At 67.9% G+C, this 24988-nt stretch carries 21 protein-coding genes; 12 read left to right on the forward strand and 9 right to left on the reverse strand.

What is annotated here, in order from left to right; genetic code table 11:
* Positions 1–92 precede the first annotated feature (92 nt).
* From A9W99_RS05630 to A9W99_RS05655, 6 genes are all read left to right on the forward strand, one after another.
* Positions 93–1289: a 5-(carboxyamino)imidazole ribonucleotide synthase gene (locus A9W99_RS05630; protein ID WP_082929839.1), complete on the forward strand. Its 1197-nt coding sequence runs from the start codon at positions 93–95 to the stop codon at positions 1287–1289.
* Positions 1282–1797, forward strand: a complete 516-nt coding sequence (gene purE, locus A9W99_RS05635) for a 5-(carboxyamino)imidazole ribonucleotide mutase (protein WP_067374670.1) — start codon at positions 1282–1284, stop codon at positions 1795–1797. Before A9W99_RS05630 ends, purE begins: the two co-directional genes overlap by 8 nt.
* 13 nt (positions 1798–1810) lie before the next feature.
* Entirely contained in the window at positions 1811–2980 is a 1170-nt protein-coding gene (locus A9W99_RS05640) for an acyl-CoA dehydrogenase (RefSeq protein ID WP_067374672.1), read from the forward strand.
* Positions 2981–3294: 314 nt separating this feature from the next.
* Entirely contained in the window at positions 3295–4509 is a 1215-nt protein-coding gene (locus A9W99_RS05645) for a PP2C family protein-serine/threonine phosphatase (RefSeq protein WP_067374766.1), read from the forward strand.
* A gap of 68 nt (positions 4510–4577) precedes the next feature.
* Positions 4578–6143 carry a CHASE3 domain-containing protein gene (locus tag A9W99_RS05650; RefSeq protein ID WP_082929847.1) on the forward strand — a complete coding sequence of 522 codons (1566 nt, stop codon included), beginning with the start codon at positions 4578–4580 and terminating at the stop codon, positions 6141–6143.
* Entirely contained in the window at positions 6140–6580 is a 441-nt protein-coding gene (locus A9W99_RS05655) for a response regulator (protein ID WP_067374676.1), read from the forward strand. The genes A9W99_RS05650 and A9W99_RS05655 overlap by 4 nt, the downstream gene beginning before the upstream one ends.
* Position 6581: 1 nt before the next feature.
* On the opposite strand, the gene A9W99_RS05660 is transcribed toward A9W99_RS05655, so the two are convergent.
* From A9W99_RS05660 to A9W99_RS05670, 3 genes are all read right to left on the reverse strand, one after another.
* Positions 6582–8861, reverse strand: a complete 2280-nt coding sequence (locus A9W99_RS05660) for a bifunctional SulP family inorganic anion transporter/carbonic anhydrase (RefSeq protein ID WP_082929840.1) — start codon at positions 8859–8861, stop codon at positions 6582–6584.
* 207 nt (positions 8862–9068) lie between these two features.
* Positions 9069–10265, reverse strand: a complete 1197-nt coding sequence (locus A9W99_RS05665) for a CoA transferase (protein ID WP_067374678.1) — start codon at positions 10263–10265, stop codon at positions 9069–9071.
* Positions 10262–11191 (reverse strand): class I SAM-dependent methyltransferase, encoded by a 930-nt coding sequence (locus A9W99_RS05670; protein ID WP_067374770.1) that lies wholly within the window; start codon positions 11189–11191, stop codon positions 10262–10264. The genes A9W99_RS05665 and A9W99_RS05670 overlap by 4 nt, the downstream gene beginning before the upstream one ends.
* Positions 11192–11307: 116 nt before the next feature.
* Here A9W99_RS05670 and A9W99_RS05675 point away from each other — a divergent pair, with 116 nt between their 5' ends.
* Positions 11308–12003, forward strand: coding sequence for a cation transporter (locus A9W99_RS05675; RefSeq protein ID WP_082929841.1), 696 nt, complete (start codon positions 11308–11310; stop codon positions 12001–12003).
* Between the two features lie 23 nt (positions 12004–12026).
* Here A9W99_RS05675 and ctpC read toward each other — a convergent pair whose 3' ends face one another.
* Together ctpC and A9W99_RS05685 are read right to left on the reverse strand one after the other, a co-directional pair.
* The gene (gene ctpC / locus A9W99_RS05680; protein ID WP_067374680.1) at positions 12027–14201 is read right to left on the reverse strand and encodes a manganese-exporting P-type ATPase CtpC; all 2175 of its coding nucleotides are present in this window, start codon (positions 14199–14201) and stop codon (positions 12027–12029) included.
* A 1-nt stretch (position 14202) separates the two neighbouring features.
* Positions 14203–14484, reverse strand: a complete 282-nt coding sequence (locus tag A9W99_RS05685) for a DUF1490 family protein (RefSeq protein ID WP_067374681.1) — start codon at positions 14482–14484, stop codon at positions 14203–14205.
* Positions 14485–14754: 270 nt separating this feature from the next.
* Between A9W99_RS05685 and A9W99_RS05690 the strand changes: the two genes are divergently transcribed.
* Positions 14755–16146, forward strand: a complete 1392-nt coding sequence (locus tag A9W99_RS05690) for a PPE domain-containing protein (protein WP_067374683.1) — start codon at positions 14755–14757, stop codon at positions 16144–16146.
* A gap of 50 nt (positions 16147–16196) precedes the next feature.
* Entirely contained in the window at positions 16197–17567 is a 1371-nt protein-coding gene (locus tag A9W99_RS27585; RefSeq protein WP_067374685.1) for a PPE family protein, read from the forward strand.
* A 23-nt stretch (positions 17568–17590) separates the two neighbouring features.
* On the opposite strand, the gene A9W99_RS05700 is transcribed toward A9W99_RS27585, so the two are convergent.
* Complete coding sequence (locus A9W99_RS05700; RefSeq protein WP_067374687.1) at positions 17591–18316, reverse strand: TIGR03089 family protein; 726 nt, start codon at positions 18314–18316, stop codon at positions 17591–17593.
* On the reverse strand, positions 18304–19767 hold the full coding sequence (locus tag A9W99_RS05705; RefSeq protein ID WP_371514924.1) for an LCP family protein: 1464 nt from the start codon (positions 19765–19767) through the stop codon (positions 18304–18306). Before A9W99_RS05705 ends, A9W99_RS05700 begins: the two co-directional genes overlap by 13 nt.
* 65 nt (positions 19768–19832) lie before the next feature.
* Between A9W99_RS05705 and rfbD the strand changes: the two genes are divergently transcribed.
* From rfbD to A9W99_RS05720, 3 genes are read left to right on the forward strand one after another with little or no spacing between them, the layout of a single operon-like run.
* Positions 19833–20738 carry a dTDP-4-dehydrorhamnose reductase gene (gene rfbD / locus A9W99_RS05710; protein WP_067374692.1) on the forward strand — a complete coding sequence of 302 codons (906 nt, stop codon included), beginning with the start codon at positions 19833–19835 and terminating at the stop codon, positions 20736–20738.
* The gene (locus A9W99_RS05715; protein ID WP_067374694.1) at positions 20731–21624 is read left to right on the forward strand and encodes a glycosyltransferase family 2 protein; all 894 of its coding nucleotides are present in this window, start codon (positions 20731–20733) and stop codon (positions 21622–21624) included. Before rfbD ends, A9W99_RS05715 begins: the two co-directional genes overlap by 8 nt.
* A gap of 13 nt (positions 21625–21637) precedes the next feature.
* The gene (locus tag A9W99_RS05720; RefSeq protein WP_156622962.1) at positions 21638–22714 is read left to right on the forward strand and encodes a sugar phosphate nucleotidyltransferase; all 1077 of its coding nucleotides are present in this window, start codon (positions 21638–21640) and stop codon (positions 22712–22714) included.
* A gap of 96 nt (positions 22715–22810) precedes the next feature.
* Here the strand turns inward: A9W99_RS05720 and A9W99_RS05725 are convergent, their stop codons facing one another.
* Together A9W99_RS05725 and A9W99_RS05730 are read right to left on the reverse strand one after the other, a co-directional pair.
* Positions 22811–23413, reverse strand: coding sequence for an NUDIX hydrolase (locus tag A9W99_RS05725; RefSeq protein WP_067374775.1), 603 nt, complete (start codon positions 23411–23413; stop codon positions 22811–22813).
* On the reverse strand, positions 23410–24981 hold the full coding sequence (locus A9W99_RS05730) for a class I SAM-dependent methyltransferase (RefSeq protein ID WP_067374699.1): 1572 nt from the start codon (positions 24979–24981) through the stop codon (positions 23410–23412). Before A9W99_RS05730 ends, A9W99_RS05725 begins: the two co-directional genes overlap by 4 nt.
* Positions 24982–24988 lie beyond the last annotated feature (7 nt).

The raw sequence follows: 24988 nt of genomic DNA on the forward strand, positions 1-24988 counted from the left end.
CCAGTCTACGGAGTAACGCAAAAAGGGCGCAAAATCGTACATAACGATTTGGTCGCGTAGCCGCTAACACGCCGGTCAGGGCCCATGACAACATGATGGCCGTGCCGAGTACACGAACGCCGTTGGTCGCGATGGTGGGCGGCGGCCAACTTGCCCGGATGACGCACCAGGCCGCAATCGCGTTGGGACAGACCTTGCGGGTGCTGGCGCTCAACGCCGATGAGCCCGCCGCTCAGGTCAGTCCCGATGTGGTGATCGGCTCGCACACCGACCTCGCGGCGCTGCGCCAGGTTGCGGAAGGCGCCGACGTGCTGACCTTCGACCATGAGCTGGTGCCGACCGAACTGCTGGAGAAGCTGGTCGCCGAGGGCATCGCCGTGGCGCCGTCGCCACAGGCGCTGGTGCACGCCCAGGACAAGCTCGTCATGCGGCAGCGGCTGGAGGCGCTGGGAGCGCCGGTGCCGCGCTATGCGGGAATCCAGAGCGTCGACGAACTCGATAGCTTCGCCCAGCGCATCGCCGGCCCCGTGGTGGTGAAAGCGGTCCGTGGCGGTTACGACGGGCGCGGCGTGCGGATGGCCCGCGACCCTTCGCACGCCCGTGAGATCGCGGCCAGCTTCCTGGCTGACGGGGTGCCGGTGATGGCCGAGGAGCAGGTGAATCTGCGGCGGGAACTGTCGGCGCTGGTGGCGCGCTCCCCGTTCGGCCAGGGCGCGGCCTGGCCGGTCGTCGAGACGGTGCAACGAGATGGCATTTGCGTGCAGGTGATCGCACCGGCGCCGGACCTGCCCGAGGACTCCGCCGCGGCCGCGCAGCACCTGGCCTTGAGGTTGGCGGACGAACTCGGCGTGGGTGGTGTTCTCGCCGTCGAGCTGTTCGAAACCATCGACGGCACACTGCTGGTCAACGAGCTCGCGATGCGGCCGCACAACTCCGGTCACTGGACCATGGACGGATCGCGCACCAGCCAGTTCGAACAGCATCTGCGCGCGGTGCTCGACTATCCGCTGGGCGACACGGCTGCCATCGCACCGGTGACCGTGATGGCCAATGTGTTGGGCGCGCGGCAGCAGCCGGCGATGACCGTCGACGAGCGGTTGCACCACCTGTTCGCCCGCATGCCCGACGCCCGGGTCCACTTGTACGGCAAAACCGAACGTCCCGGTCGGAAGGTCGGGCACGTCAACTTTGTCGGTGCAGATCTCGGCAAGCTGCGTGAACGCGCCCAGCTGGCGGCACACTGGTTGTCACACGCGGAGTGGACGAACGGATGGGACGTGGATGACTGAAGCGCCGCGCGTCGGGGTGATCATGGGCAGCGACAGCGACTGGTCGGTGATGGCGGACGCCGCCGGCGCGCTGGCCGAGTTCGGCATTCCCACCGAAGTCCGGGTGGTCTCGGCGCACCGCACCCCCGCGGTGATGTTCGACTACGCCCGCAGCGCGGCCGACCGCGGTATCGAGGTGATCATCGCCGGCGCCGGCGGTGCTGCCCACCTGCCCGGGATGGTCGCCGCCGCGACGCCGCTGCCGGTGATCGGGGTGCCGGTACCGCTGGCCCGGCTGGACGGCCTGGACTCGCTGCTGTCGATCGTGCAGATGCCGGCTGGGGTTCCGGTCGCCACCGTCTCCATCGGCGGCGCCCGCAACGCCGGCCTGCTGGCGGTGCGGATCCTGGGCGCCGCTGACCCGCAGCTGCGCGCCCGGATCGCCGCATTCCAGGACCAGCTGGCGGAGACCGTCCGGGCCAAGGATGCGGCTCTCCAAAAGCTTCAGGATAAAGTTACCGGCGAGTAGTAAGGAGGCCGACATGGCTGCATGGGCCGGAGACCCCGACTTTGATGTGTACAAACTGCCCGAGGAGCACGAAGAACTGCGGGCGGCGATCCGTGCGCTGGCGGAACGGGACATCGCGCCGTATGCCAAGGAAGTAGACGAAAACTCACGGTTCCCGGAAGAGGCGCTGGCGGCGCTGAATGCGTCCGGTTTCAACGCTGTTCACATTCCCGAGGAGTACGGCGGTCAGGGCGCGGATTCGGTGGCGGCTTGCATCGTGATCGAAGAAGTGGCGCGCGTCGATGCGTCCGCCTCGTTGATCCCGGCAGTGAACAAGCTCGGCACAATGGGCCTGATCCTGCAGGGCTCCGACGAGCTGAAGAAGCAGGTGTTGCCGTCGATCGCCAAGGACGGGGCGATGGCGTCCTATGCGCTGAGCGAGCGTGAAGCCGGCAGTGATGCGGCATCGATGCGAACCCGGGCCAAGGCCGACGGGGACGACTGGATTCTCAACGGCACCAAGTGCTGGATCACCAACGGCGGCATGTCGACCTGGTACACCGTGATGGCGGTGACCGACCCGGACCGCGGCGCCAACGGCATCTCGGCGTTCATGGTGCACAAAGACGACGAGGGATTCAGCATCGGCCCGAAGGAAAAGAAACTCGGCATCAAGGGCTCGCCGACCACCGAGCTGTACTTCGAGAACTGCCGCGTCCCCGGCGACCGGATCATCGGCGAGCCGGGCACCGGTTTCAAGACCGCGCTGCAGACTCTCGACCACACCCGCCCCACCGTGGGTGCGCAGGCCGTGGGCCTGGCCCAGGGTGCGCTGGACGCCACCGTTGCCTATACCAGTGAGCGCAAGCAGTTCGGCAAGTCGATCTCGGAGTTCCAGGGCGTGCAGTTCGAGCTGGCCGACATGGCCATGAAGGTGGAAGCCGCCCGCTTGATGGTCTACACCGCCGCTGCCCGCGCCGAACGCGGCGAGCCCAATCTCGGATTCATCTCCGCGGCGGCCAAGTGCTTCGCCTCCGACACCGCCATGGACGTCACGGAGTCGGCCGTACAGCTGTTCGGCGGCGCCGGCTACACCACCGACTTCCCGGTCGAGCGGATGATGCGCGACGCCAAGATCACTCAGATCTACGAGGGCACCAACCAGATTCAGCGGGTGGTGATGTCGCGCGCCTTGCTGCGCTGATTCGCGTCGCGCTGCGGTCGGCACCGGCCGTGCAGCCAGCCGCACGTTCGAGGTCGTGTGTGCGGCCGGCCGCACGTTCGGCTGGGGAAAGCCCCGACACTCTGGGGGAGGGCGAGAAAAGCCCGGCGTCACCGCATACCATCCACTGAGGCTTTAGGACCAAGGCCGCGTAATTGGCAACCACCAGTCGGGCTGGCGAGACACGTCGAGGGTTAGTCAAGGGTCATAGGTACCGGCCTTTCGGCATACCCGCTGGCGTCCAACCTGTGTCCGAGAGGGTATGAGGTGAAGCACCCGTGCGCGGCCGGGACTTGATGCACTCGCGAGCTCCAGTGCCCCAGGTGGCCAACTGGCAGTCGCTCTCGTTGTTGTTGGTCGAGGACGATCGGGCCGACGCAGTGCTCGTGGAAGAGCTGATCGCCGACACGGTCGCCGATATCCGCGTGGTGTGGGCCGAGTCGATGGCACACGCCGAGCGCGAACTCGCCGCCGCCCGGCCCGACTGCGTCCTCCTGGACCTGCATTTGCCGGATGCCCATGGCATCGAGGCGCTGGACCGCATCGCCAAGCACGACGACACCGTCCCCATCGTCGTGCTGACGGGACTGAACGACGAATACTTCGGCGCTTCCGCGGTAGCCGCCGGTGCGCAGGATTACTTGGTCAAGGGCCGTGTCGAGCCCGATGCTCTGCGGCGTGCGTTGCTCTATGCGATCGAACGCAAGAGAGCCGAGCTGATCGCGGCCGACCTGCGCGCGAGCCAACTCCGGGCCCGCGAGAACGCGTTGCTGGAACGCGGCCTGCTGCCTTCCCCACTGCTGCACGAGAACTCGGGCGTCGAGATCGTCACCAGGTACCGGCCAAGCCGCGAGGACGCGTTGCTGTGCGGGGACTTCTACGACGTTGTGCAGACACCGGACCGGACGGTCCACGTCGTGATCGGTGACGTCGCGGGCCACGGACCCAACGAGGCCGCCCTGGGCGCGGCGCTGCGGATCGCCTGGCGTGCGCTCACGCTGGCCGGTGTGCACGGCGCTGAGCTGATGGCACAGCTGGAGCGGGTGCTGCATGCCGAGCGGGCGGGCAGGGGAATTTTCGTGACGGTGCTCAACCTGGATATTCCGGGAGGTACCGAAGGAGTAGACGATCAACCGATCGCTGCCATCCGCGCCGGCCACCCAGGGATGTTGGTGCACGGCGCGGGCACCCCTGGCACCGTCGAATGGATCGTGCCGCCGGGTGGTCGGGCGCTGGGTCTCCGTGCCGACGACTGGCCGCAGCATGAGCTGGTGTTGCCCGCAGGCCACGGGCTGGTCCTGCTCACCGACGGACTCTTCGAGGGCTACTCGGGACGGGGCACCGAACGGCTCGGCGAAGACGGCCTGCTTGCGCTGGCCCGAACGCATGCGAACTTGCCGGGACCGGCATTCGTCGACGCGCTGATCGACGGCGCACAGCAGCTGGCGCAGCCGCTCGGCGGGCTCACCGACGACATAGCCGTGGTGCGGGTGGAGCGGACCGCCGAGTGAGCCTCAAGTTCAACCTGCGGGAGCTGCAGCTCACCGTGCGCGAATGGCAGTTCCTGGTGTTGTTCAGCATGGGTGTGCTGGTGCTCGCGGGTGCGGCGGTGGGGACGGTGTTGTTGCATCGCGCCGACGACGTGTCGCACGGGCTGACCGACGGCATCTCGCCGGCGCGGATAGCAGCGGGCCAGCTGCAGTCGGCATTGCGCGACCAGGAAACCGGCACCCGTGGTTATCTGATCTCCGCCGATCGGCAGTTCCTCACCCCCTACTACGACGGACAGCAAGCCGAACAGGTTGCGGCCCAAGCCATTCGGCAACGACTGGCTGGGCGCGCCGAGCTGCTCGCCGACCTGGATGCGATCGAGGGGGCCGCGCGCGAGTGGCGCAAAGACTACGCCGAGCCCGTCATCGCCGCCGTGACGCCCGCGGCACCCAATGTGGTGAGCCGGGCGACAGCGGAGCTCGGCAAGGCACAATTTGACCGTCTGCGACAGCTTTTCGATACGCAGAACACGCATCTGGCCGACGCGCAGCAGCAGGCCGTCGGCCAGGCCCGCAAGATCGCCGACTGGCGTGACAGCGTGTTGGGCGCCATGGTGCTGCTGTTCTGCCTCACCGCCACCCTGTTGGGCGTGTTGACCCGGCGCGCGGTCACGCTGCCGTTGGCTGCCCTGGCTTCGGCCTGCCGACGGATCACCGAGGGCAACTTCGGTGAGCGCATCTCGCCGCCGCCGCGGCCGAAAGACATCCGGGATATGGCGATCGACGTCGAGAACATGAGACAGCGCATCGTCGAAGCCCTAGAGGTATCACGTTCGGCGACAGCGCAATTGGACGAGCAGACGGCAGAATTGCGGCGTTCGAACGCTGAGCTCGAACAGTTCGCCTATGTGGCGTCGCACGATCTGCAGGAACCGCTGCGGAAGGTCACCTCGTTCTGTCAGCTGCTGGAGAAGCGCTACGGCGACAAGCTCGACGACCGCGCCTCGGAATACATCGGCTACGCGGTCGACGGCGCCAAACGCATGCAGGTGCTCATCAACGACCTACTCAGCTTCTCGCGGGTCGGCCGGCTAGGGACGATGAGCGCGCAGGTGGACCTCGACGACGCGCTGGATGCCGCGCTGGCCAATCTGGCCACCGCGATAGAGGAATCCGACGCGCAGATCGTGCGGCCCGAGCATGGGCTGCCGCAGATCACCGGAGACCCGATGCTGCTGACGATGTTGTGGCAGAACCTGATTGGCAACGCAGTCAAGTTCCGCCGGGAAGATCGTTCGCCCCACGTCGTCATCGAGTGCCGACAGCGCACCGACGACATCGTGGTCACCGTCACCGACAACGGTATCGGCATCGCACCGGAGTTCACCGACAAGGTCTTTTTGATCTTCCAGCGCCTGCACGGCCGCGACGTGTACGGCGGAACCGGTTTGGGCCTGGCGCTGTGCAAGAAGATCGTCGAGCACCACGGCGGCACCATCGGCATCGACACGTCGTACACCGACGGGACGCGGTTCGAGTTCACGTTGTGCACCGCAGAGTCCGGTGCCGAGCCGGACGCCGAGCCGTCGGTGGCCGGCACGGACGCACTACACTCCGCCGTCTCGGCGGGCCATGGGGAAGGAGCACCAGAATGAATCCGGACGGCAGACCAATCGAAATTCTGCTCGTCGAAGACGACCCGGGCGACGAGCTCATCACCCGGGAAGCGTTCGAGCACAACAAGCTCAGCAATCGTCTGCACGTCGCGCATGACGGCGAGGAGGGGCTGAACTACCTTTACCGGCGCGGCGAATATCAGGACGCGCCGCGACCCGACCTCATCCTGCTCGACTTGAACCTGCCGAAATACGACGGCCGGCAACTGCTCGAGAAGATCAAGTCCGACCCGGACCTGTCGCGCATCCCGGTGGTCGTGCTCACCACCTCCTCGGCCGAAGAGGACATTCTGCGGAGCTACCAACTGCACGCCAACGCCTACGTCACCAAGCCGGTCGACCTCGACCAGTTCATCAGCGCCGTGCGGCAAATCGACGAGTTCTTCCTTCAGGTCGTGCGGCTGCCGCAAAGCTGAGCTAGGTCAAGGCGGCAGGCTCGACGGGCCGCACGAGGCCCTGCTGATTCACCTCGTAGACGCGCGCCGTCGAGATGTCGAAGAACATGCCATAGACCTTCAACGTGCCGGCGGCCCTGGCGTCGGCCAAGATCGGGTTGTGGGCCAGCTTTTCCATCTGCACGGTTACGTTCACGATGGCCAGCTGGTCGGCCTCGCGCAGGCCGTCGGATTCCGCCCTCACACGCGCCGGATGACCGTCCCGGAACGCGTCGAGACTGTCACGACCGTGTTCGAGCCACTGACCGACCGCAGTGTGGTCAACGGTGCCACTAAGCCCGGAATGCAGGACCTCCATCGCCCGGCACGACGAATGTCCGCACACCACAACGGAAGTCACACCGAACTGGTTGAACGCGATGTCGAGCACGGCATCGACCGATCGGTCGTTGGCATCGGTGGGTACCAGGTTGCCGACGTTGCGGACGATATACAGGTCCCCGGGCCCACTGGCGGTGATGATGTCGGGCAAGACTCGCGAGTCGGCGCAGGTGAGGAACACCGCACTCGGTGTCGCTGCTTCGGTCAGTTCGGCAAGTCGCGGGTATAGCTCTCCGCGACCGTTGCGGTGGTAGGCGTCGACGCCGTCGAGAATCGACTGGCCCTCGGCCCCGTGGTCGCCGTGGTGTCCGTTGCGCGAAACGGCCTCGGCCGGCGGGCGGCGGTAATGCCGCTTGGGCCGGCTGGTGTGTGCGTGGTGCAGCGTCGCCGGTGACGTCTCGACGATGACGACGGCCCCGCCCGTCGCCTCGTGCGCCAAACGCCAATCGGAAATGGCCTCGGAGACCGCCTCGTCGATGTAGTCGGCGTTGAGCGTGAGCCGCACATGAGACCCCGGCGGCACCGTGGACAGCACCGTGGTGAGGCGAGGCAGCAGCAGGAAGCTGAGGGTGCCGTCGATGTCGATCCGCCAGTTCTTGGACTCCTTGTCGCCGTACGGCCGGGCCTCGATGGGCGCCCGTACCAACCGCGTCAACAGCATGAAGATCGCGACGCCGAGTCCAATCGCCACACCCTCGAGCAGGTTCAGGAATATCACGCACCCGATGGTGATGGCGTAGACGGCGAAATTGCCTGTGCGCCAAGCGAGTTTGATGTGAGCAAGCTTGACCAGCTGGATGCCGATGACGATCAGCAGGCCGGCCAGCGCTGCCTTGGGTATGAGTTCCACCAGATCGGTCAGCAGCGACGCGAACAGCAGGATCCAGATGCCGTGCAGTATCGCCGACGCCCGGCTGCGAGCACCGGCGGCGACGTTGGTGGAGCTGCGGACGATGACCCCGGTGATCGGCAAGCCACCGAGCAACCCCGACACCATGTTGGCGCTGCCCTGCCCGATCATCTCCCGGTTGAAGTTCGCGCGCGGGCCGTTGTGCAGCTTGTCGACGGCGACCGCCGACAGCAGCGATTCGACGCTGGCGATCAGGGCAACCGTGACAACACCCAACGCGACGGCACCGATCTCGTGGATCCATGGCACTCCGCCGGGGGTGGTGGGGGGTAGCTGCGGCAAGCCGATGGCGTGGAAGAAGTTGCCGGAAAGGTTGATTCGGTCCACACCTTCCAGCCCGGCCGCCTCGGCGACCACGGTGGCGGCGACGATGGCCACCAGGGCGCCGGGAATGAAGCGGACCTTGGCGGGCAGCTTGGGCCACAGCAGCAGGATGGCGATGACGATTCCGCCGACAATCACTTCGTGCAGCTCGTGGTGCAGGATGCCGCTGGGCAGTGCCTCGATGTTCTTCCATGCCGAGCTGCGTGACGAGCCGCCCATCAGGACATGGACCTGCTGCAAAACGATGGTGACGCCGATGCCGGCCAGCATGGCGTGCACCACGACCGGAGCAACGCCGAGTGCGGCGCGAGCCACCTTCACCACGCCGAACAGGATCTGGATCGCGCCGGCGCACATGGTGATGATGCACGTCATCTGCCAGCCGAAGTCGCTGATCAGACCGGCGACCACCACAGTCAGGCCGGCGGCCGGGCCACTGACCTGCAGCAGCGAGCCGCCGATGGAACCCGCGACGATGCCGCCGACCACCGCCGCGATCAGACCCGCCATCAGCGGCGCCCCGGAGGCGATGGCGATCCCCAGCGAAAGGGGCAGCGCCACAAGGAAGACGACGATCGACGACGGTATGTCGTGCCGCAGGTTGGGCAGGAAGGCGCCGGACTTGAGCGCACCTACAAACCGGTTGGTATCGGTTTTCCCGGGTTGACTCTGGACGTCGGTCGTCATTGTTTGACTCCTCGAACCGGTCAGTCAGGTGGCCGGCTGCAGTCAAGAGCGCTCGCCAATAGACGTGAATCGGCCAAATTTGTGGGCAGCAAATATGCTGCCCCCTAAAGCATTCTGTAGAAATCCTCGTCGACGACTTTGCAAATGCGGTGAATCAGAAGCGGATTCATCGGCAATTCAAAGAATTCAAAGAATGCACATTTGCCGTTAACGTCCGTCCTTAGCGAGAAATGTGTCGTTGTGCTCGCCGAGCGTCGGCGGGGGATGGGCTGCCACGGCGCTGAAGCTGGAGTAGCGCGCCGGCGTGCGGATCACCGTGATCGCTCTGTCCCCGTTGCCGACTTGCAGGGCGAGGTCGTTCTCGGCGAACAGCGGGGTATCGACAACCTGCTTCCAGGTGTAGGGCAGGCAGGCCATGAGTCCGCCTTCGTGGAGCAGCTCGACCCATTCGGCAGCGGTCTTGGCGGCCAGGGCGGTCTCGAGTTCCTCGGTCAACTCGGGGTAGTTGAGGGCCCGGGCGCGCTGGTCGATGAATCGCTCGTCTTCGAGCAGGTCAGGCCGGCCGATGATCTCGCACAGCTTCGCCCAGTGCTTGGGCACATATGCGGACAGCACGAGGTAGCCGTCGGCGGCCCGGTAGGCGTCGGACGGCTGGGTGGCGAATCCGACGCCCTTGCGTCGCTTGGTTTTCGCGGGGTGGTCCGGCTTCGGAGTGTCTGCCGGGCGGTTCAGGTGGATGGTCAGCTGGTTGGCCTGCAGCCCTACCGCCACGTCGTACATCGCGACCCGGACGGTGTCGCCCACCCCGTGACGCTCCCGGTTGAGCAGCGCGGCCAGCACCGCCTGGGCCAGGACGTGGCCGCTGGCGTTGTCGACGAGCTGGAAGGGGATGATCTGCGGCTTGCCGTCCGGCGTGGGCATCCCCGTGGTCATGCCGGACTCGGCGGCGACCATCAGGTCGACGCCCGGCCTGCTGCTGTGCGGACCGTTGCCGCCGAAGGCCGACAGCCGGGCGTAGATCAGCTTGGGATTGCGTGACCGCAGGTCGTCGGGACCCAGGCCCATCTTCTCCATGACCCCGGGGCGAAACCCTTCCAGCACCACGTCAGCGGTGTCGGCCAGCCGCAGCACCTGCTGCTTGGCGTGCTCGTCGGTCAGGTCCAGCGTCACCGACTTCTTGCCCCGGTTGTTGGGCAGGAAGTACGTGGCCAGCGGCGGGCGCCCGGGCAGGACGGCGGTGATGTGGCGTGCCGCCTCGCCGCCGGGCGCCTCGATCTTGACGACTTCGGCCCCCAGGTCGGCCAGCACCTGCCCGGCCAGCGGTCCGGCGACGTTCTGGGTGAAATCCAGAACCCGAAACCCGTCAAGCGGCTTGGCGGGGCTGCTGTTTGGCGAGTTGGTCACCGGCCGGCCTTTCCCTTGTGCAGTACCGCGGTGCAGTAGTAGTTACGGACGAACGGCGCATCGGGCTCAGCCCCGGCGGGGTGCACCGGTAATCCGTTGTCGGCCAACAGTTTGTTGAGCGAGGTTCGCTCCGTTTCCCAACCACGGCCGTCCAGGTAGTCGGCGACGTCGTTGCGATCGCCGGGGAAGCCGAGGTTCTCCATCACGACGTCTAGACCGTGTTCGCGCCACCGCTGACCGGCGGCATTCAACGCCGCCAGATTGGCACCGGAATTGATGAAGATCTCGGCCACCAGCCGACTGCCGTCGGCACTGAGCGCGGTGACGTTGTCCAGCAACCGGTCCTGGGCATCCGGCGGCAAAAAGCCCAGTAGGCCCTCGGCGGCCCAGGCGGCGGGCCGCTCGGCGTCGAAGCCGGCCCGGCACAGTGCCGACGGCCAGTCGTGCCGCAGGTCGATGGGGACGGCACGGATGTCCGCTGTTGGCTCGGCGCCCAGGCCCGCAATGGTCGCAGCCTTGAACTCGATGACTTGGGGCTGATCGATCTCGAACACCGTCGTGCCGGTCGGCCATTTCAGCCGGTGTCCGCGCGCGTCCAGGCCGGAGGCCAAGATGACCACCTGGCGGATCCCCGACGAGGTCGCTTTGGCGAAGAACGCGTCGATGTAGCGGGTGCGCGCGGCGAGCAGGTCGGTCATGCGTTGCATGCCCCACGGCGCACCGGGAACGTCGACCACAGCGGAGTCGAGTTCCCCGCGGGCCCACCGGCTGAAGAAGTCGACGCCGACCGCGCGCACCAGCGGCTCGGCGAACGGGTCGTCGATCAATCCCGCCCTGGTGGCGCGGGCGCGTCCGGCCGCCACCATGGTGGCGGTGGCTCCCACGCTGGTCGCGAGGTCCCAGGTGTCGTTGTCGGTGCGTGCCATCGGCGTCGTTTCTCCATCCGTCACGTCGTACTGGTTAGACAGATTAACGACACGCCCGCCGCCGACGCTCGCCAGCTTTACAGCGACCCGCCCAGCCTTGCCTTTAGCATCGTGAGATGCGGCCGGTCACTACTTCCGACTCGTTCGGCACTACCGGCGTCGACTCCTGCTGCGACGGATCCGCGTCGCAAGTGCCGGACACCCGCGACGCCGGATGGCAGCGCAGCGCACGGTGGGCGCGGCGGCTGGCGTGGGTGAGCCTGGTGGTGATGCTGTCCGAGGGCGCGATCGGGCTGTGGCAGGGCCTGGCGGTCGGGTCGGTCGCGCTGACCGGGTGGGCCCTGGGCAGCGCGCCAGAGGGGCTGGCCAGCGCGATGGTGATCTGGCGCTTCAGCGGCTCACGCACTCACTGCGACAAGTCCGAGCGGCGGGCCCAGCGCGGGGTCGCGGTGTCGTTCTGGTTGACCGCGCCCTACATCGCCGCCGAGTCGATCCACCACTTGGCCGAGGGCAAGCACGCCGAGACCTCGCTGATCGGTATCGGACTGACGGCGTTGGCTCTGGTCCTGATGCCGACATTGGGCTGGGTCAAGCACCGACTGGGCGCGCGACTGAGTTCCGGGGCGACCAAGGGCGAAGGTACACAGAACTACCTCTGTGCTGCCCAGGCCGCCGGGGTGCTGATCGGTCTGGCGATCACCGCCACCTGGTCCGGTGCCTGGTGGGTGGACCCGGCGATCGGACTCGTCATCGCGGGAATCGCGATCTGGTCGGGCATCCGCGCCTGGCGCGGCATGGATTGCGGCTGCTGAAGGATTGTGTCTGCTCGCCAGACTCAGTCCAGGCGGTAGCGGATCAGCCGGGAGCTGTTGACCACCACCGCCACCGATGAGGCGTTGTGCAGGATCGCCGCGAGCACCGGTGACAGCGCCCCGCCCGCGCCGATCAGCAGTCCCGCGGCGTTGACCGCGATCGACATCCCGTAGTTCTCCCGGATCACGTCGACCGCCCGCGCGCCCAGGTCCCGCACATCCAGCAGGCGGTGCAAATCGTCGTTGGCCAGCGCCACGTCGGCCGTCTCGACGGCGACATCGGTGCCGGCCAGGCCCATGGCGATCCCGATGTCGGCGGCCGCCAGCGCAGGGGCGTCGTTGATGCCGTCGCCGACCATCCCGACGACGTAGCCGTCGTTCTGCAGCTGGCGCACCACCTCGAGCTTGTCCTCGGGCATCACCTCGGCGCGCCATTCGTCGATGCCCAACTCCCGCGCGACCACCTCTGCGATCTCCGGGTGGTCCCCGGTGAGCATGACGATCCGGCGAACGCCATTGGCGCGCAACTCCTTCAGGACATCGGTTGCCTCGGGCCGCACCTCGTCGCGCAGGCTGATCAGGCCCACCAGCTTGCCGTCCACCGCGAGCAGCAGCGGCGTCTCGGCCTGGCGCCGCAGCTTGTCCACCCACTCCGACGCCTTCTTGGACACCCGCACCTTTTCCGAACGCAGCAGCCCCGGGCTGCCCAGCAGCAGGGTCCGGCCGTCGGCCCAGGTCCGCATGCCCAGGCCGACCAGCACCTCGCACTCCTCGTGCGGCGGGATGCTGATGTGGCGTTCCTCGGTCGAGCGGATCACCGCCTCGGCCAGCGGGTGCCGCGAGTGGATCTCCGAGCTGGCCGCATAGGCCAGCACCTGCTCGGGTTCCCAATCCTTATGCATGGCAACGATATTGGTGACCACCGGCCGGCCAACGGTTAGCGTTCCGGTCTTGTCGAAGACGATCGCATCGAACCGGCCCGCCTGTTCCAGATGCGATCCGCCCTTGATCAGGATGCCGCGGCGGGCACCGTTGCCGATCGCGGCGCTGATCGCGGTCGGAGTGGACAAGCCCACCGCGCAGGGACAGGCGATCAGCAGCATCGTCATCGCGCGCCGGACGTCGCCGGTGATCAGCATGGTGATGGCCGAGACGATGAACGACGTCGGCACGAACCGTCGGGAGAAGTTCTCGCCGACGGTCTGAATCGGCGCCCGATCATGTTGCGCCTCTTCGACTCTGGTGATGATGCGACCGATGGTGGTTTGCTTGCCGACGGCGCGGGCGCGCACCACCAGGCGCCCGCGCTCGACGACGGAACCGGCGTGCACGTGTGTTCCGGCCGTCACCGACACCGGCAGGTTCTCCCCGGTGATGGCCGACTGGTTGACGATCGCCTCGCCGTCGAGCACCTCGCCGTCGACCGGGATCGCGACGTGGTCGTGCACCACTACCTCGTCGCCGATCTGGACGGTATCCATCGGGACTTGTATCTCGGTGCCGTCGGCCAACCGGATCCAGGCGGTGTCCTGGTTGCCGCGCAGCAGCTCGGAAATGGCTCGCCGGGTCCGCCGCAGGGTCAGGTCCTGCAGGTACTCGCCGATGTTGAGCAGCCACAGCACGGTGAGCGCGACGACGTTCTCGCGCAGGATGAGGCTGGCCACGGTGGCTGCCGACACCAGCGCGTCGGTGCCGGCCCTACCTGAGCGCAGCGAGCGCAGTGCGCCACGCAGGAACGGGTAGCCGGTGAAGATGGTGACCCCGGTGGCGACCAGCCGACCGCTGGGCCCCAGCAGCGGCGGGCGCGCGAACACGTAGCGGCGGACGCCGAGCAAGGCCAGCGCGGCGCCGCCGATGACCATGCGCAGCACGTCGGCGTTGCGGATCTCCGACGAGTGCGGCGCACGGGCGGGGATGAGCTCCGCGGCGACGTGCGCGGCCCCGCTGATGGACGCCAGCACCGCAGCGCGGTCGCAACGCGTCGGCGAGTACCAGACGACGACGGACCCGGTGCGCGGGTACGCGTGCACTACGCGGACACCGTTCTCCTTGGCTACCGCCTCTTCGACCGCCACGGCCCGCCGAGGATCGGAGCGCACCCACGCCACCTGGACCCGCATGCGTCCGGCCGCGTCCGAAATCACTTGCAGAGCAGGGTCTTCGGGTTCCGTGACCTCTTCGACAAGCGCGAGGGCCATGCTAGTGCTCGTGCTGATGGACGTCGCCGACGGCGGGAGTAGGTGCTTCCTCGCCGATGCGCTCGCGGGCCTCGGCCATCACATCGGCGATTTTGAGCCGCGCCGATTCGGCGGCTTCCTCGGCTCTGCGGGTCCCGCGCAGCCCTAGCGCTGCCGCCGATACCGCCGTCTCGTGCAGCGGCGCCTTGGCCAGCCCCTTGCGCAACAGCTCGTAGGCCGTCACCCCGGCCAGCCCGGTGACCACCGTCGATGCCGCCTTGCCGAAGAGCCCGTACACCGCCATCGCTCGAACCTCTCCTTCGTCAGCTGATGTTCGACGACGTTAACATCTTCATATTGCGATATCAATATGGGTTGCTAGTCGTGTAGCCGGGACCGTTGCGGGCACGCAGTGCGGAGTCTGTTCACCACGGAGGCCCATGCGCTCGACGGCCGCCTGACCGCATTGGCCGGCAAAGATTTGTGCGAGATATGTGCTGACCGCGTCGGCGGGCACGATGTGGGCCCGCGATGTACCGTGAGTTTCTTCGGTGCCTCGAGGAGCAACAGAGCTATGGATTTCGGGAGCTATCCGCCGGAGGTCAACTCGGCCCGTATGTTTGCTGGCCCAGGGGCAGGGCCGTGGTTGGCCGCCGCCGCGGCGTGGGATGCGCTTGCCGCCGGGCTGCATTCGGCGGCGAGTTCGTACCTGGCGGTGGTATCGGGATTGACCGCTGGTCCCTGGTTGGGGCCGTCGTCGGCGTCGATGAGCTCTGCGGCCGCGCCGTATGCGGCGTGGTTGCGAGTCACCGCCGCACAGGCCGAAGAAACCGGCGCTCAGGCCAGATCCGCGGCGGCTGCCTATCAAACCGCATTTTCGGCGACGGTTCCGCCGCCGATGGTGGCGGCCAACCGCAGTCAGCTGATGACCCTGATCGCGACCAATGTGTTCGGAATAAACACCCAGGCGATCGCGGCCACCGAAGCGCAGTACGCGGAGATGTGGGCCCAGGACGTGGCGGCGATGTACGGCTACGCAGCCTCGTCAGCCTCGGCGACGGCGCTGACGCCGTTCAACCCGCCCCCGCAGACCACTAACCCGGAGGGCCTGGCCAACCAAGCCGCCGCCGTCCCTGCCACCGGCATCGCCGGGACCGCGGAGAGCAGGGTCCAGCAGGCATTCTCCGCGGTGCCCAGCGCCCTGCAGAGCGCGGCCGCGGCGGCCCCGGCGGCCACCCTGACCGAATTGGAGTTGCTGAGCCTGGTGGCCGATCTGTCCACCCTTTTCTTCGGCGTATCAGCAGGCATCGCTACCTTTGGTATCGGCGTGCCTGCCAATGTGATCGGGGTAATGGGGTTTGGGGTGACCATCTACGGCACCCTGGCGGGTATTCACTCCGACGAGATCCTCAGCGGCTGGGAGGGAGTGGAGCCCTTCCCAAGCACCGAGCCGGCACCGGTGAAGCCGTTCCCGGCGCCGCTGCTCAACTTGCCGGCGGGCACGCTGCCGCCGCCGAGGGCGTCCGTCGGTCTGGGTGAGGCGAACACCGTCGGGGCGTTATCCGTGCCACCGGCGTGGACCGTCGCAACCCCGGCGGTGCGCCCCGTCGCGTACACCCTGCCGGCGCTGAGTGAAACCGCCGTCCCCGCGGCGGGAGCCGGCGTGGGCAGCACGCTCAGCCAGACGGCGCTGGCGGGCATGGCCGGACAAGCCATAGCCGGAACCGTCGGCCGGCGTGGCGGCAAGGCGGTCAAGCAAACACCTGGGCCGGCGCGCGCCCGAGCTGCGGCGACCGCCAGTGACAATGCGGCACCGGGCGAAAACGTCGAGGTGCCCAACGACAAGCCTCGGGCCGTGGTGACCGGAGTCGCGGCCGAGCTGCGTGAATTCACCAAGCTCCGCGACGAGGGGATTTTGAGCGACGAGGAATACACCGAGCAGAAGAACCGCCTGCTGGGTCGCTGAACCGTCCGTCGGGCGAATACGACAGTCATCGAGAAGAGGTATGCGCAGCAGTGGATTTCGGGATCTATCCGCCGGAGATCAACTCCGGCCGGATGTATACCGGTCCGGGTCAAGGGCCGATGCTAGCCGCCGCGCAGGCCTGGGAAAGCGTGGCCGACGAGCTGTCTACAGCGATCTCCGGATATCAGTCGGTGGTGTCGGAACTTACCGAAGGGGCTTGGTCGGGTCCGTCGTCCGCGGCGATGAGCGCAGCGGCCGGGTCGTATGTGGAATGGCTGAGCGCCACCGCCGCGCAAGCCGAGGGGACCGCCGCCCAAGCATGGGCGGCGGCCGCCGCTTACGAGGCGGCGTTCGCATCGACGGTGCCGCCACCGGAGATCGCCGCCAACCGCGTCCTGCTGGCGGTGCTGGTGGCGACGAACTTTTTGGGACAGAACACGCCGGCGATCGCGGCGACCGAGGCGCTCTACACCGAGATGTGGGCGCAGGACGCCCTGGCGATGTACAACTACGCAGCTTCGTCAGCAGCCGCGGTCGTGCTGACCCCGTTCACCCCTGCGCACCAAAACACCGATCCGGGCGGTACGGCCAGCCAAGCCGTCGCGGTCAGCCAAATCGGCACCTTCGCAAGCAATGTGCAGGATGCCATATCGGTTGTGCCGCAGGCGTTGTCCGCGATGGCGGCGCCGGCCCAGGGCGAGCAGCTCGGCTTCTTGGCCAGCCTGGCCGCGCTCCTTATCATTGGACCAAGCGACGCAACGACCCTTTTTGGGATCCTCCCGGCAGATGTGCTGGCTACGGTCGTGGATTTTCCTATCGCCGTGTTCACCACTGCTTCGGCAGTCGCTGACGATGAGACTTTCAGCGGCTGGAACGGGGAGGAAGCCTTTCCGGATACCGGACCGGCACCAGTGGAGCCGTTTGTGGCGCCCCTTTCGAACCCGCCCCCTGGCGGTCTTCCTGGGCCGGCGATGTCAGCGGCCTTCGGCGGGGCGAACAGAGTCGGGGTATTGGCGGTGCCGCCAAACTGGACCCAAATCGCCACTGCCGCAACCGAAGTACGCCCGACCGCACTTACCACACCGCTGTCGGGCGTGAACGCGGCGGCGGTGCCGGCAGCAGAATTCGACATGGCAAACTCGTGGAACCAGATGGGAATTGGCGCAATGGCCGGACAGGCGATGGCCGGCCCGCCGGCTGCCGCGGACGTTCAGAAGAACGGCGGGGCGGCGTGGCTCACCGGCCGCACCGAGGATGCGCCGGCCGAGGACGTCGAGGTAGTGCCCGCGCCGCGGACCGTCATGACCGGCGTCGCCGCCGCGATCCGCGACATCGCCGCCCAGCACGCCGCTGGACTGCTGAGCGAGCAGGATTACACCGAGCAGAAGAAGAGCCTGCTCGAAATCTCGTTCGGGACGTAGGTCTGCCGCGATCCACCGCCGTTCTACAGAACGCGGGTGACTTTCTCGCTCTCGATCCGGCGTGGCTGCAGCGCCGGGTCGGGGTTGGCGACCTGCACCAGCGATGCGCCAACGGAGAGGATCGCCAGCAGGCCGTCGACCAGCAGCTCGGGCCTTTCCCACGTCGCGGCCGAGAGCACGCGATCAGTCGACTTCAGGCCTTGCATCGCCGCGGATTGGGCACACGAGGCCAGTAGCTGGGCGGCGGACTGGCCGGCCAGGGCCGGGCCGGGTTGTGGTTCGGGCACAATCTGGTCGCCGTGCACCCGCACCGAAGTCGCGTAGTCGGTGACGCCGATCGGCAGGTCGGGAACAGGCTGTCCGAACGGGTCCAGCGACAGCACGGCCACCTCCCCGCCGGCCACCGCCGCGTCGGCATCGTCCAGCCGTTCCATGGTGCACAGGGCTATATCGGCAGGGTCTACTGGGCCGTCGAGCACCACCTCGGCGCCGATCCACCACACCCCGAACAGCACCGCCGCCGTCTGCCAGTGCGCCGGCAGCAACACCGCCACTCGGCTGGCCGGGCCGGCGCCCAGCTCGTCGCGCAGCAGGTTGCCGGTCTTGGCGGCCCAGTTGGCCAGCGTCACCGTGGACAGTTCGATCCGTTCGCCGCTGGCATCGTCGTAATAGGTGATGCGCGGGCCGACCGGGTCGGCCTGCAGCAGCGGCTCCAGGATCGCCCCGCTCAGCGTGCTCAGTTGATGCATTCCGGCTTGTCGGAGCCCGCGGTGAGGATCGGCGACGGCGAGGGAGCAGCGCCGTCGGGGGAGCCGCCGCCAGCCGTGCGCGGCGGCGTGACCGCGCCGGAAAGTCCCGAGCCGGGGCCGGTGTAGTCGTTGGCCAGTACCACCCGAACCGATCCGGCCGGTACCGACGCATCGGCCACCACCGGCAACCCGCCCAGTTCCTTGGCGACCTCCTGGGCGCCCACGTCGTCGGGCTTGGCGGCACGCACCTGGCTGTTCTTCACATGCCCGCCGTCGTTGTTGCCGACGGAGCCGGTGGCGAATCCCTTGGCGCTCAACACGTCCGAGACCGCGGCGGCCAATCCGTTGATGTCGGTGTCGTTGACGACGTTGGCGGTGGTCTTGGCGGGCGTGTACGCGAGCTGCTCAGTCTTGCCCTGAGACTGCTCGTGCAGCAGGCCGTCGACCCACTGCTGGACCTGGCGCGGGTCGATCCGCACCACGCTCTGCATGCCGTCGTCGCTCCAGCCGGAGCCGTCGAGCACCGGGATGGTGGCGAAGGCGACGTTGCCGCCGGCCAGCTTCTGCAGCTGCTGCATGAAGTCCATGATGTCCCAGCCCGACGACAGCACCACCGAACGCTGCACGGCGGCCTCCAGCCGTTTCAGCGTGGCCGGGCTGGACAACGTCTTGCCGGAGATGACCCGGTGCGCCAGCGAGGCCATCACCGCCTGCTGACGCACCACCCGGTCCAGGTCGCCGCGCGGCAGCTCATGGCGCTGGCGGACGAAGCTGAGCGCCTGCGGCCCGTTCAGCTTCTGCCGTCCGGCCGGAAAGTCGGCGCCCGAAAGCGGTTCGTACACAGCCTCTTTAAGGCACACGTCGACGCCGCCGAGCGCGTCGGTGATCAACGCGAAACCCAGCAGCCCGATCTCGGCGTAGTGGTCGACCGTGACGCCCGTCAGATCGGCGACCGTCTTGATCAGGGCCTCGCGGCCCGCCTCGGTGCCCTGCGCGGCGGCTTCGTTGGCGGACGCGCCAGCTTGGACCAGGCGGGTCCGCTTGATCTCCCTGGTCTGGCCGTAGACGCCGTTGATCTTGGTCTTGCCCAACCCGGGGGTCTGCACGTAGGAGTCACGCGGAATCGAGATCGCGGTGGCCGACCTGCCGTTGTTCGGTATCCGGATCAGGATGATGGTGTCGGTGTTGGTGGCTTCCTCGTCACCGGCCCGCAGCGTCGCCAGTTCCTCTTGGGACAGTGCGTTGCCGTGCGCGTCCGTGCGGCTGTCCAGCCCGACCAGCAGGATGTCGATCGCTCCGTCGTCGCCGCCCTTTCCCAACGAGGGCGCCGTCATGTGGAAGATGCCGTCCTGGAACGACTGAACATTGCTCCACGCGACGCCGGTGCCGAGCACGACTGCAACAGTCAGCACCGTGGCAACCACACGAACCACACGTTGCACAGGCATCACAATAGGTTACTTGCGACACACCCGCATGGCGGGAAGCTAACCCCCGGCGTGCCAGACTCGAATACATGTCAGAAAGGCTCGTGATCACCGGCGCCGGCGGACAGCTGGGCAGCCGTTTGGCGGCACGGGCTGCTGACCAGAGCCGCGATGTGGTGGCGCTGACGTCGTCGCAGTGGGACGTGACCGACGCGGGCGCGGCGCAGCGTTTCGTCCAGCGTGGCGACGTGGTGGTCAATTGCGCGGCCTACACCAACGTCGACGCCGCCGAGAGCGACGAAGCCGGCGCCTTCGCGGTCAATGCCGAAGCCCCCGAACACATCGCGCGGGCCTGCGCACGCGCCGGGGCGCGCCTGATTCACATCTCCACCGACTTCGTGTTCGGCGCGCTGCCGTCGGGCGTCGACCCACATCCGTATGAGCCGAGCGACGACACCGCGCCGCAGGGCGTGTATGCGTGCAGCAAGCTCGCCGGCGAAAAGGCGGTGCTGGCAGCGCTGCCGGATGCGATCGTGGTGCGGACCGCGTGGCTCTACACCGGCGGCACCGGCAAGGACTTCGTCGCCGTGATGCGCCGGCTGGCCGCCGGTGACGGGCCGGTGGACGTGGTCGACGACCAGATCGGCTCACCGACCTATGTCGCCGACCTGGCCGACGCGCTGCTCGAGGTGGCAGACGGTCGCGCGCGGGGGCCCATCCTGCACGCCGCCAACCAGGGCGCGGTATCCCGATTCGAGCAGACCCGCGCAGTGTTCGAAGAATGCGGCGCCGATCCGCAGCGGGTGCGGCCGGTCAGCACCGCGCAATTCCCGCGGCCCGCACCCCGCCCGTACTACTCCGCGCTGGGCAGCCGGCAATCCGCCGAGGCGGGCCTGACTCCGTTAAGACCCTGGCGCAGTGCCCTTATCGCTGCACTGGCAGCAAGTCCCAGCCACGCCTTCGCCGAACGACCGCTACCCTCTACGCGTGACTGACGTGCTGCCGGTCGTGACGGTGACCTACTCGCCGGGACCCCATCTGGAGCGGTTCCTGGCTTCGTTGTCGCTGGCCACCGAGCGTCCGGTGAGCGTAGTGATGGCCGACAACGGGTCCACCGATGGGACACCGCAGGCCGCGATCGAGCGCTACGACAACGTGCGGCTGTTCGAGACCGGGGGCAACCTCGGGTACGGAACCGCCGCGAATCGCGCCATCGCCAGGCTCGGCAGCGACCCCGGTGGCCCAGAGTGGGTGATCGTGGCCAACCCCGACGTGCAGTGGGGACCGGGCAGCATCGACGCCCTGCTGGACGCGGCCGCCCGCTGGCCGGGGGCAGGGGCGCTCGGACCGCTGATCCGCGACCCCGACGGGTCGGTGTACCCGTCCGCGCGCCACCTGCCGAGCTTGATCCGGGGCGGCATGCACGCGCTGCTCGGGCCGGTCTGGCCGGGCAATCCCTGGACGGCGGCCTACCGCCAGGAGCGGCTCGAGCCCAGCGAACGCGTGGTCGGCTGGCTGTCGGGATCGTGCCTGCTGGTGCGCCGCTCCGCCTTCACCGAGGTCGGCGGTTTCGACGAGCGCTACTTCATGTACATGGAGGACGTCGACCTCGGCGACCGGCTCGGCAGAGCCGGCTGGCTGAGTGTGTACGTGCCGTCCGCGGAAGTGCTGCATCACAAGGGCCACTCCACCGGCCGCGACCCGGCAAGCCACCTGACGGCACACCACAAGAGCACCTACATTTTCCTGGCCGATCGGCATCCTGGCTGGTGGCGGGCGCCTTTGCGGTGGGTGTTGCGGGGGTCTCTGGCGGTGCGCTCCCGGTTGATGGTGCGCAGTTCGCGTCGCAGGTTGCTCAAGCTCGGCGAAGGGCGGCACTGAGTTGACTATGTCGGTGGCGGCCGCCGAAGTCGACGCGGTGGTGCTGGTCGGCGGCAAGGGCACCCGGCTGCGACCGTTGACGCTGTCGGCGCCCAAGCCGATGCTGCCCACTGCTGGCATCCCTTTCCTCACCCATTTGTTGTCGCGGATCGCGGCGGCCGGCATCGAGCACGTGATCCTCAGCACGTCATATAAGGCCGCGGTGTTCGAGGCCGAGTTCGGCGACGGGTCGAAGCTGGGCCTGCAGATCGACTACGTGACCGAGGAGCAGCCGCTGGGCACCGGCGGCGGCATCGCCAACGTCGCCGACAAGCTGCGGCACGACACCGTGATGGTGTTTAACGGAGACGTGCTCTCCGGCGCCGACTTGGGCGAGCTGCTGGAGTTCCACCGGACCGAACAGGCCGACGTCACCCTGCACCTGGTGCGGGTGGGCGACCCGCGGGCGTTCGGCTGTGTGCCCACCGCGGACGGCCGCGTCACCGCATTTCTGGAGAAGACACAGGACCCGCCGACCGATCAGATCAACGCCGGCTGCTACGTCTTCAAGCGCCACATCATCGACCGGATACCGCGCGGGCGAGAGGTGTCGGTGGAGCGCGAGGTGTTCCCGATGCTGCTCTCCGACATACACATCACGATCTGCGGTTACGTCGACGCCAGCTACTGGCGCGACATGGGCACACCGGAAGACTTCGTGCGCGGGTCGGCGGATCTGGTGCGCGGGATCGCGCCATCACCGGCCCTGAGCGGCCATCGCGGCGAGCAGTGGGTGCACGACGGCGCGGCGGTGGCTCCCGGTGCGGTGCTGATCGGCGGGACCGTGGTCGGGCGCGGCGCCGAGATCGGCCCCGGCGTCCGGCTGGACGGCGCGGTGATCTTCGACGGCGCAAAGGTCGAGGCGGGCAGCGTGATCGAGCGCTCGATCATCGGCTTCGGCGTCCGCATCGGTCCGCGGGCGCTGATCCGCGACGGCGTGATCGGCGACGGCGCCGACATCGGTGCCCGTTGTGAGCTGCTGCGCGGCGCCCGGGTGTGGCCCGGTGTCTCCATCCCCGACGGCGGCATCCGGTACTCGTCCGACGTCTGAGCCTCCGCGGCCGAGATCGACGCTGGGGGTGAGGCTTGATCCGCGTTGTCGCCGAACACCGGCCAGACGATGTGGTCAGACGGGTGAATCAAGCGCTCATGCGTCGCGGTTATCGTCCAGGTTGACGTTAGCGTGATCCCCACTCGCACTTTTCCGCGCTGACGTCGATCTCGTCGCCCGCTGCACGAGATACCGCAGCGCGTGATCCGTGCCGGGCGGTAGGGCATCGGCCGGCCACCACCGCAGGTCGTCGGACTCGTCACTGAGCGCGATCTGCGCATCGGCCGGCGCCTGGGCGACGAACTGCAAGTCCAGATGGCGGGTCGGTACGCCGAGCGAGCACGTGACCGGGTGGACATGAATGGCGACGAGCCCGGGCGCGATGCGCAGATTAGCCACCCCGGATTCCTCGGCGGCCTCGCGCAGTGCCGCGGCGACGATGTCGTCGTCGTCCTCCTCGCAATGCCCGCCCAGCTGCACCCAGCGACCCAGGCGCGGATGCAGGGTCAGCAACACCTGAGCGCCGGTGTCGTCCAGGACCAGCGCCGAAGCAGTGATGTGGCCCGGCACGCATTCGCGAAGGCAGGCGTCGTCGCGGGCCAGCACGAACGCCAGCACGGCCTGCCGCAACGAGTCCTGCGCCGGGTCGGGCGCCTGCCAATCCCGCAGAACTGCGATCGTGGACTCCCGAACGCTCACCGCGATCCCCGCCTGGTCCGGCGATCCCGCAGCGCCTCCCATGCCGACCGGCACTGGGCCACGACGTCACGCGACAAGCCCAGCCCCTCGACGAGCACCCGGGCGTCCACCAGGTCGAGCGCCTTCTCGGTTTCACCGGCCTTCAGCAGCAGATCCACGTCCTGGGCCAGTTCGGCACTGGCATAGGCCGGCGGGGGAATGGGCAGCTGCTCGGCCTCGGCGGGTTCCAGTTCCAAGATGCCGCCGCCGTAGCTGCGGCCCATGATCTCGGCGAAGGCGAACGTCGCGCTGTTGTGGAAAACGGTGGCAAGTGCGGCCGGATGGACTTCCCGGCTGATCCTGACCCGGTGGACGGTGTCAGTGCAGGTTGCCGCGGTGGCGTTGACGGTCAGGCGGGGCGCCAAGTGGATCTGGCGCAGCAGGAACAGGTCCGGAATCCACAACGACGGCGTGCTCCACCAGGGCTTGCGGATCGAGCATTTGTAGCCGCGGTGCACACCGGCGGCCTCGCCTGCGCGGATGTGCGCGACGAGTGCCGGGTCGGTCGGATGGTGCGGCGCGTCGAGCAGCCAGGTCCGATGATTGACGGCGACATCGCCGGTGCGGCAGTCCGCGTCGTAGACGAGGCCGTTCAGTTGGGCGCTGCGCGAGACGAGCGGTACGCAATGTGCGGTCAGGCCGAGCGTGCGGGCCTGCGCATCGGTGAACGTGAAGAAGCTGTTGCGGCCCGTCACAATGCCGACGTCCACCTCGGCCGTGTCGCCCAGCCGCGTCATGGCGCCGGACGCCTTGAGTGTCCGCAATACCTCGATCTGGGCGGGGCGCAGGAAATACTTGGTCCACTTCTCCTTCTCGTGCAGCAGGGCCGGAGCCCGGGCGACGTTCAGGTCCGCGTGCGGGAGGGCATCGGCATCGTCGAGGCCGACCGTGCGGATCTGCGCGGGTCCGGGCCCGCCGACACCGCAGAACAGCACCACTTCCTGCAGGATGCCGTCGAACACCAGCCGTTGAAAGGTAAGCAGCGTGATCTCGGCGAAGCGACTGACCAGAAAGTCGCGCAACTGTGCGGCATAGCCGACCTGGAGCAACTCCGCGGGCAGCACCAGGCCCACCCGGCCGCCGTCGCGCACCAGCATCGTGCTCGCGACGACGAACGGGACCCAGGCGTTGGTCAGCCTCGTCGGCTTGAGCCCGACGCTGCGCATCAGCTCCAGGGCCGGCTCGCGATGCTCCGACGGCCAGTTGCCGAACCGGATGTAGGGCGGATTGCCCGCGACCCCGTCCCAGCTGCCGGCGCCGGCGTCGCGCAACCAGGCGAAGAGGTTCGCGACGTCGACCGGAGCAAAGGACCGCGCCTTCGCGGCCTCACCCGAGACCAGTTCCACGCCGCGGACTTCGCCGCTCAAAGCGGCCAGCTCACGAAGGACTGCCCCGTCGCCGCAGGACGGCTCTAGGATTCGCGGACCGGCCTGTCGTACCCAGTGGGCCAGGAACCGGGCGACCGGCGCGGGGGTGTAGTAGCCGCCGCGGATCTTGTCAGCGGACGCCGCCGCCTTGCCCGCGAACATGGGGTCA

This window comes from Mycobacterium sp. 1164966.3, assembly GCF_001665395.1.
Taxonomy (GTDB): domain Bacteria; phylum Actinomycetota; class Actinomycetes; order Mycobacteriales; family Mycobacteriaceae; genus Mycobacterium.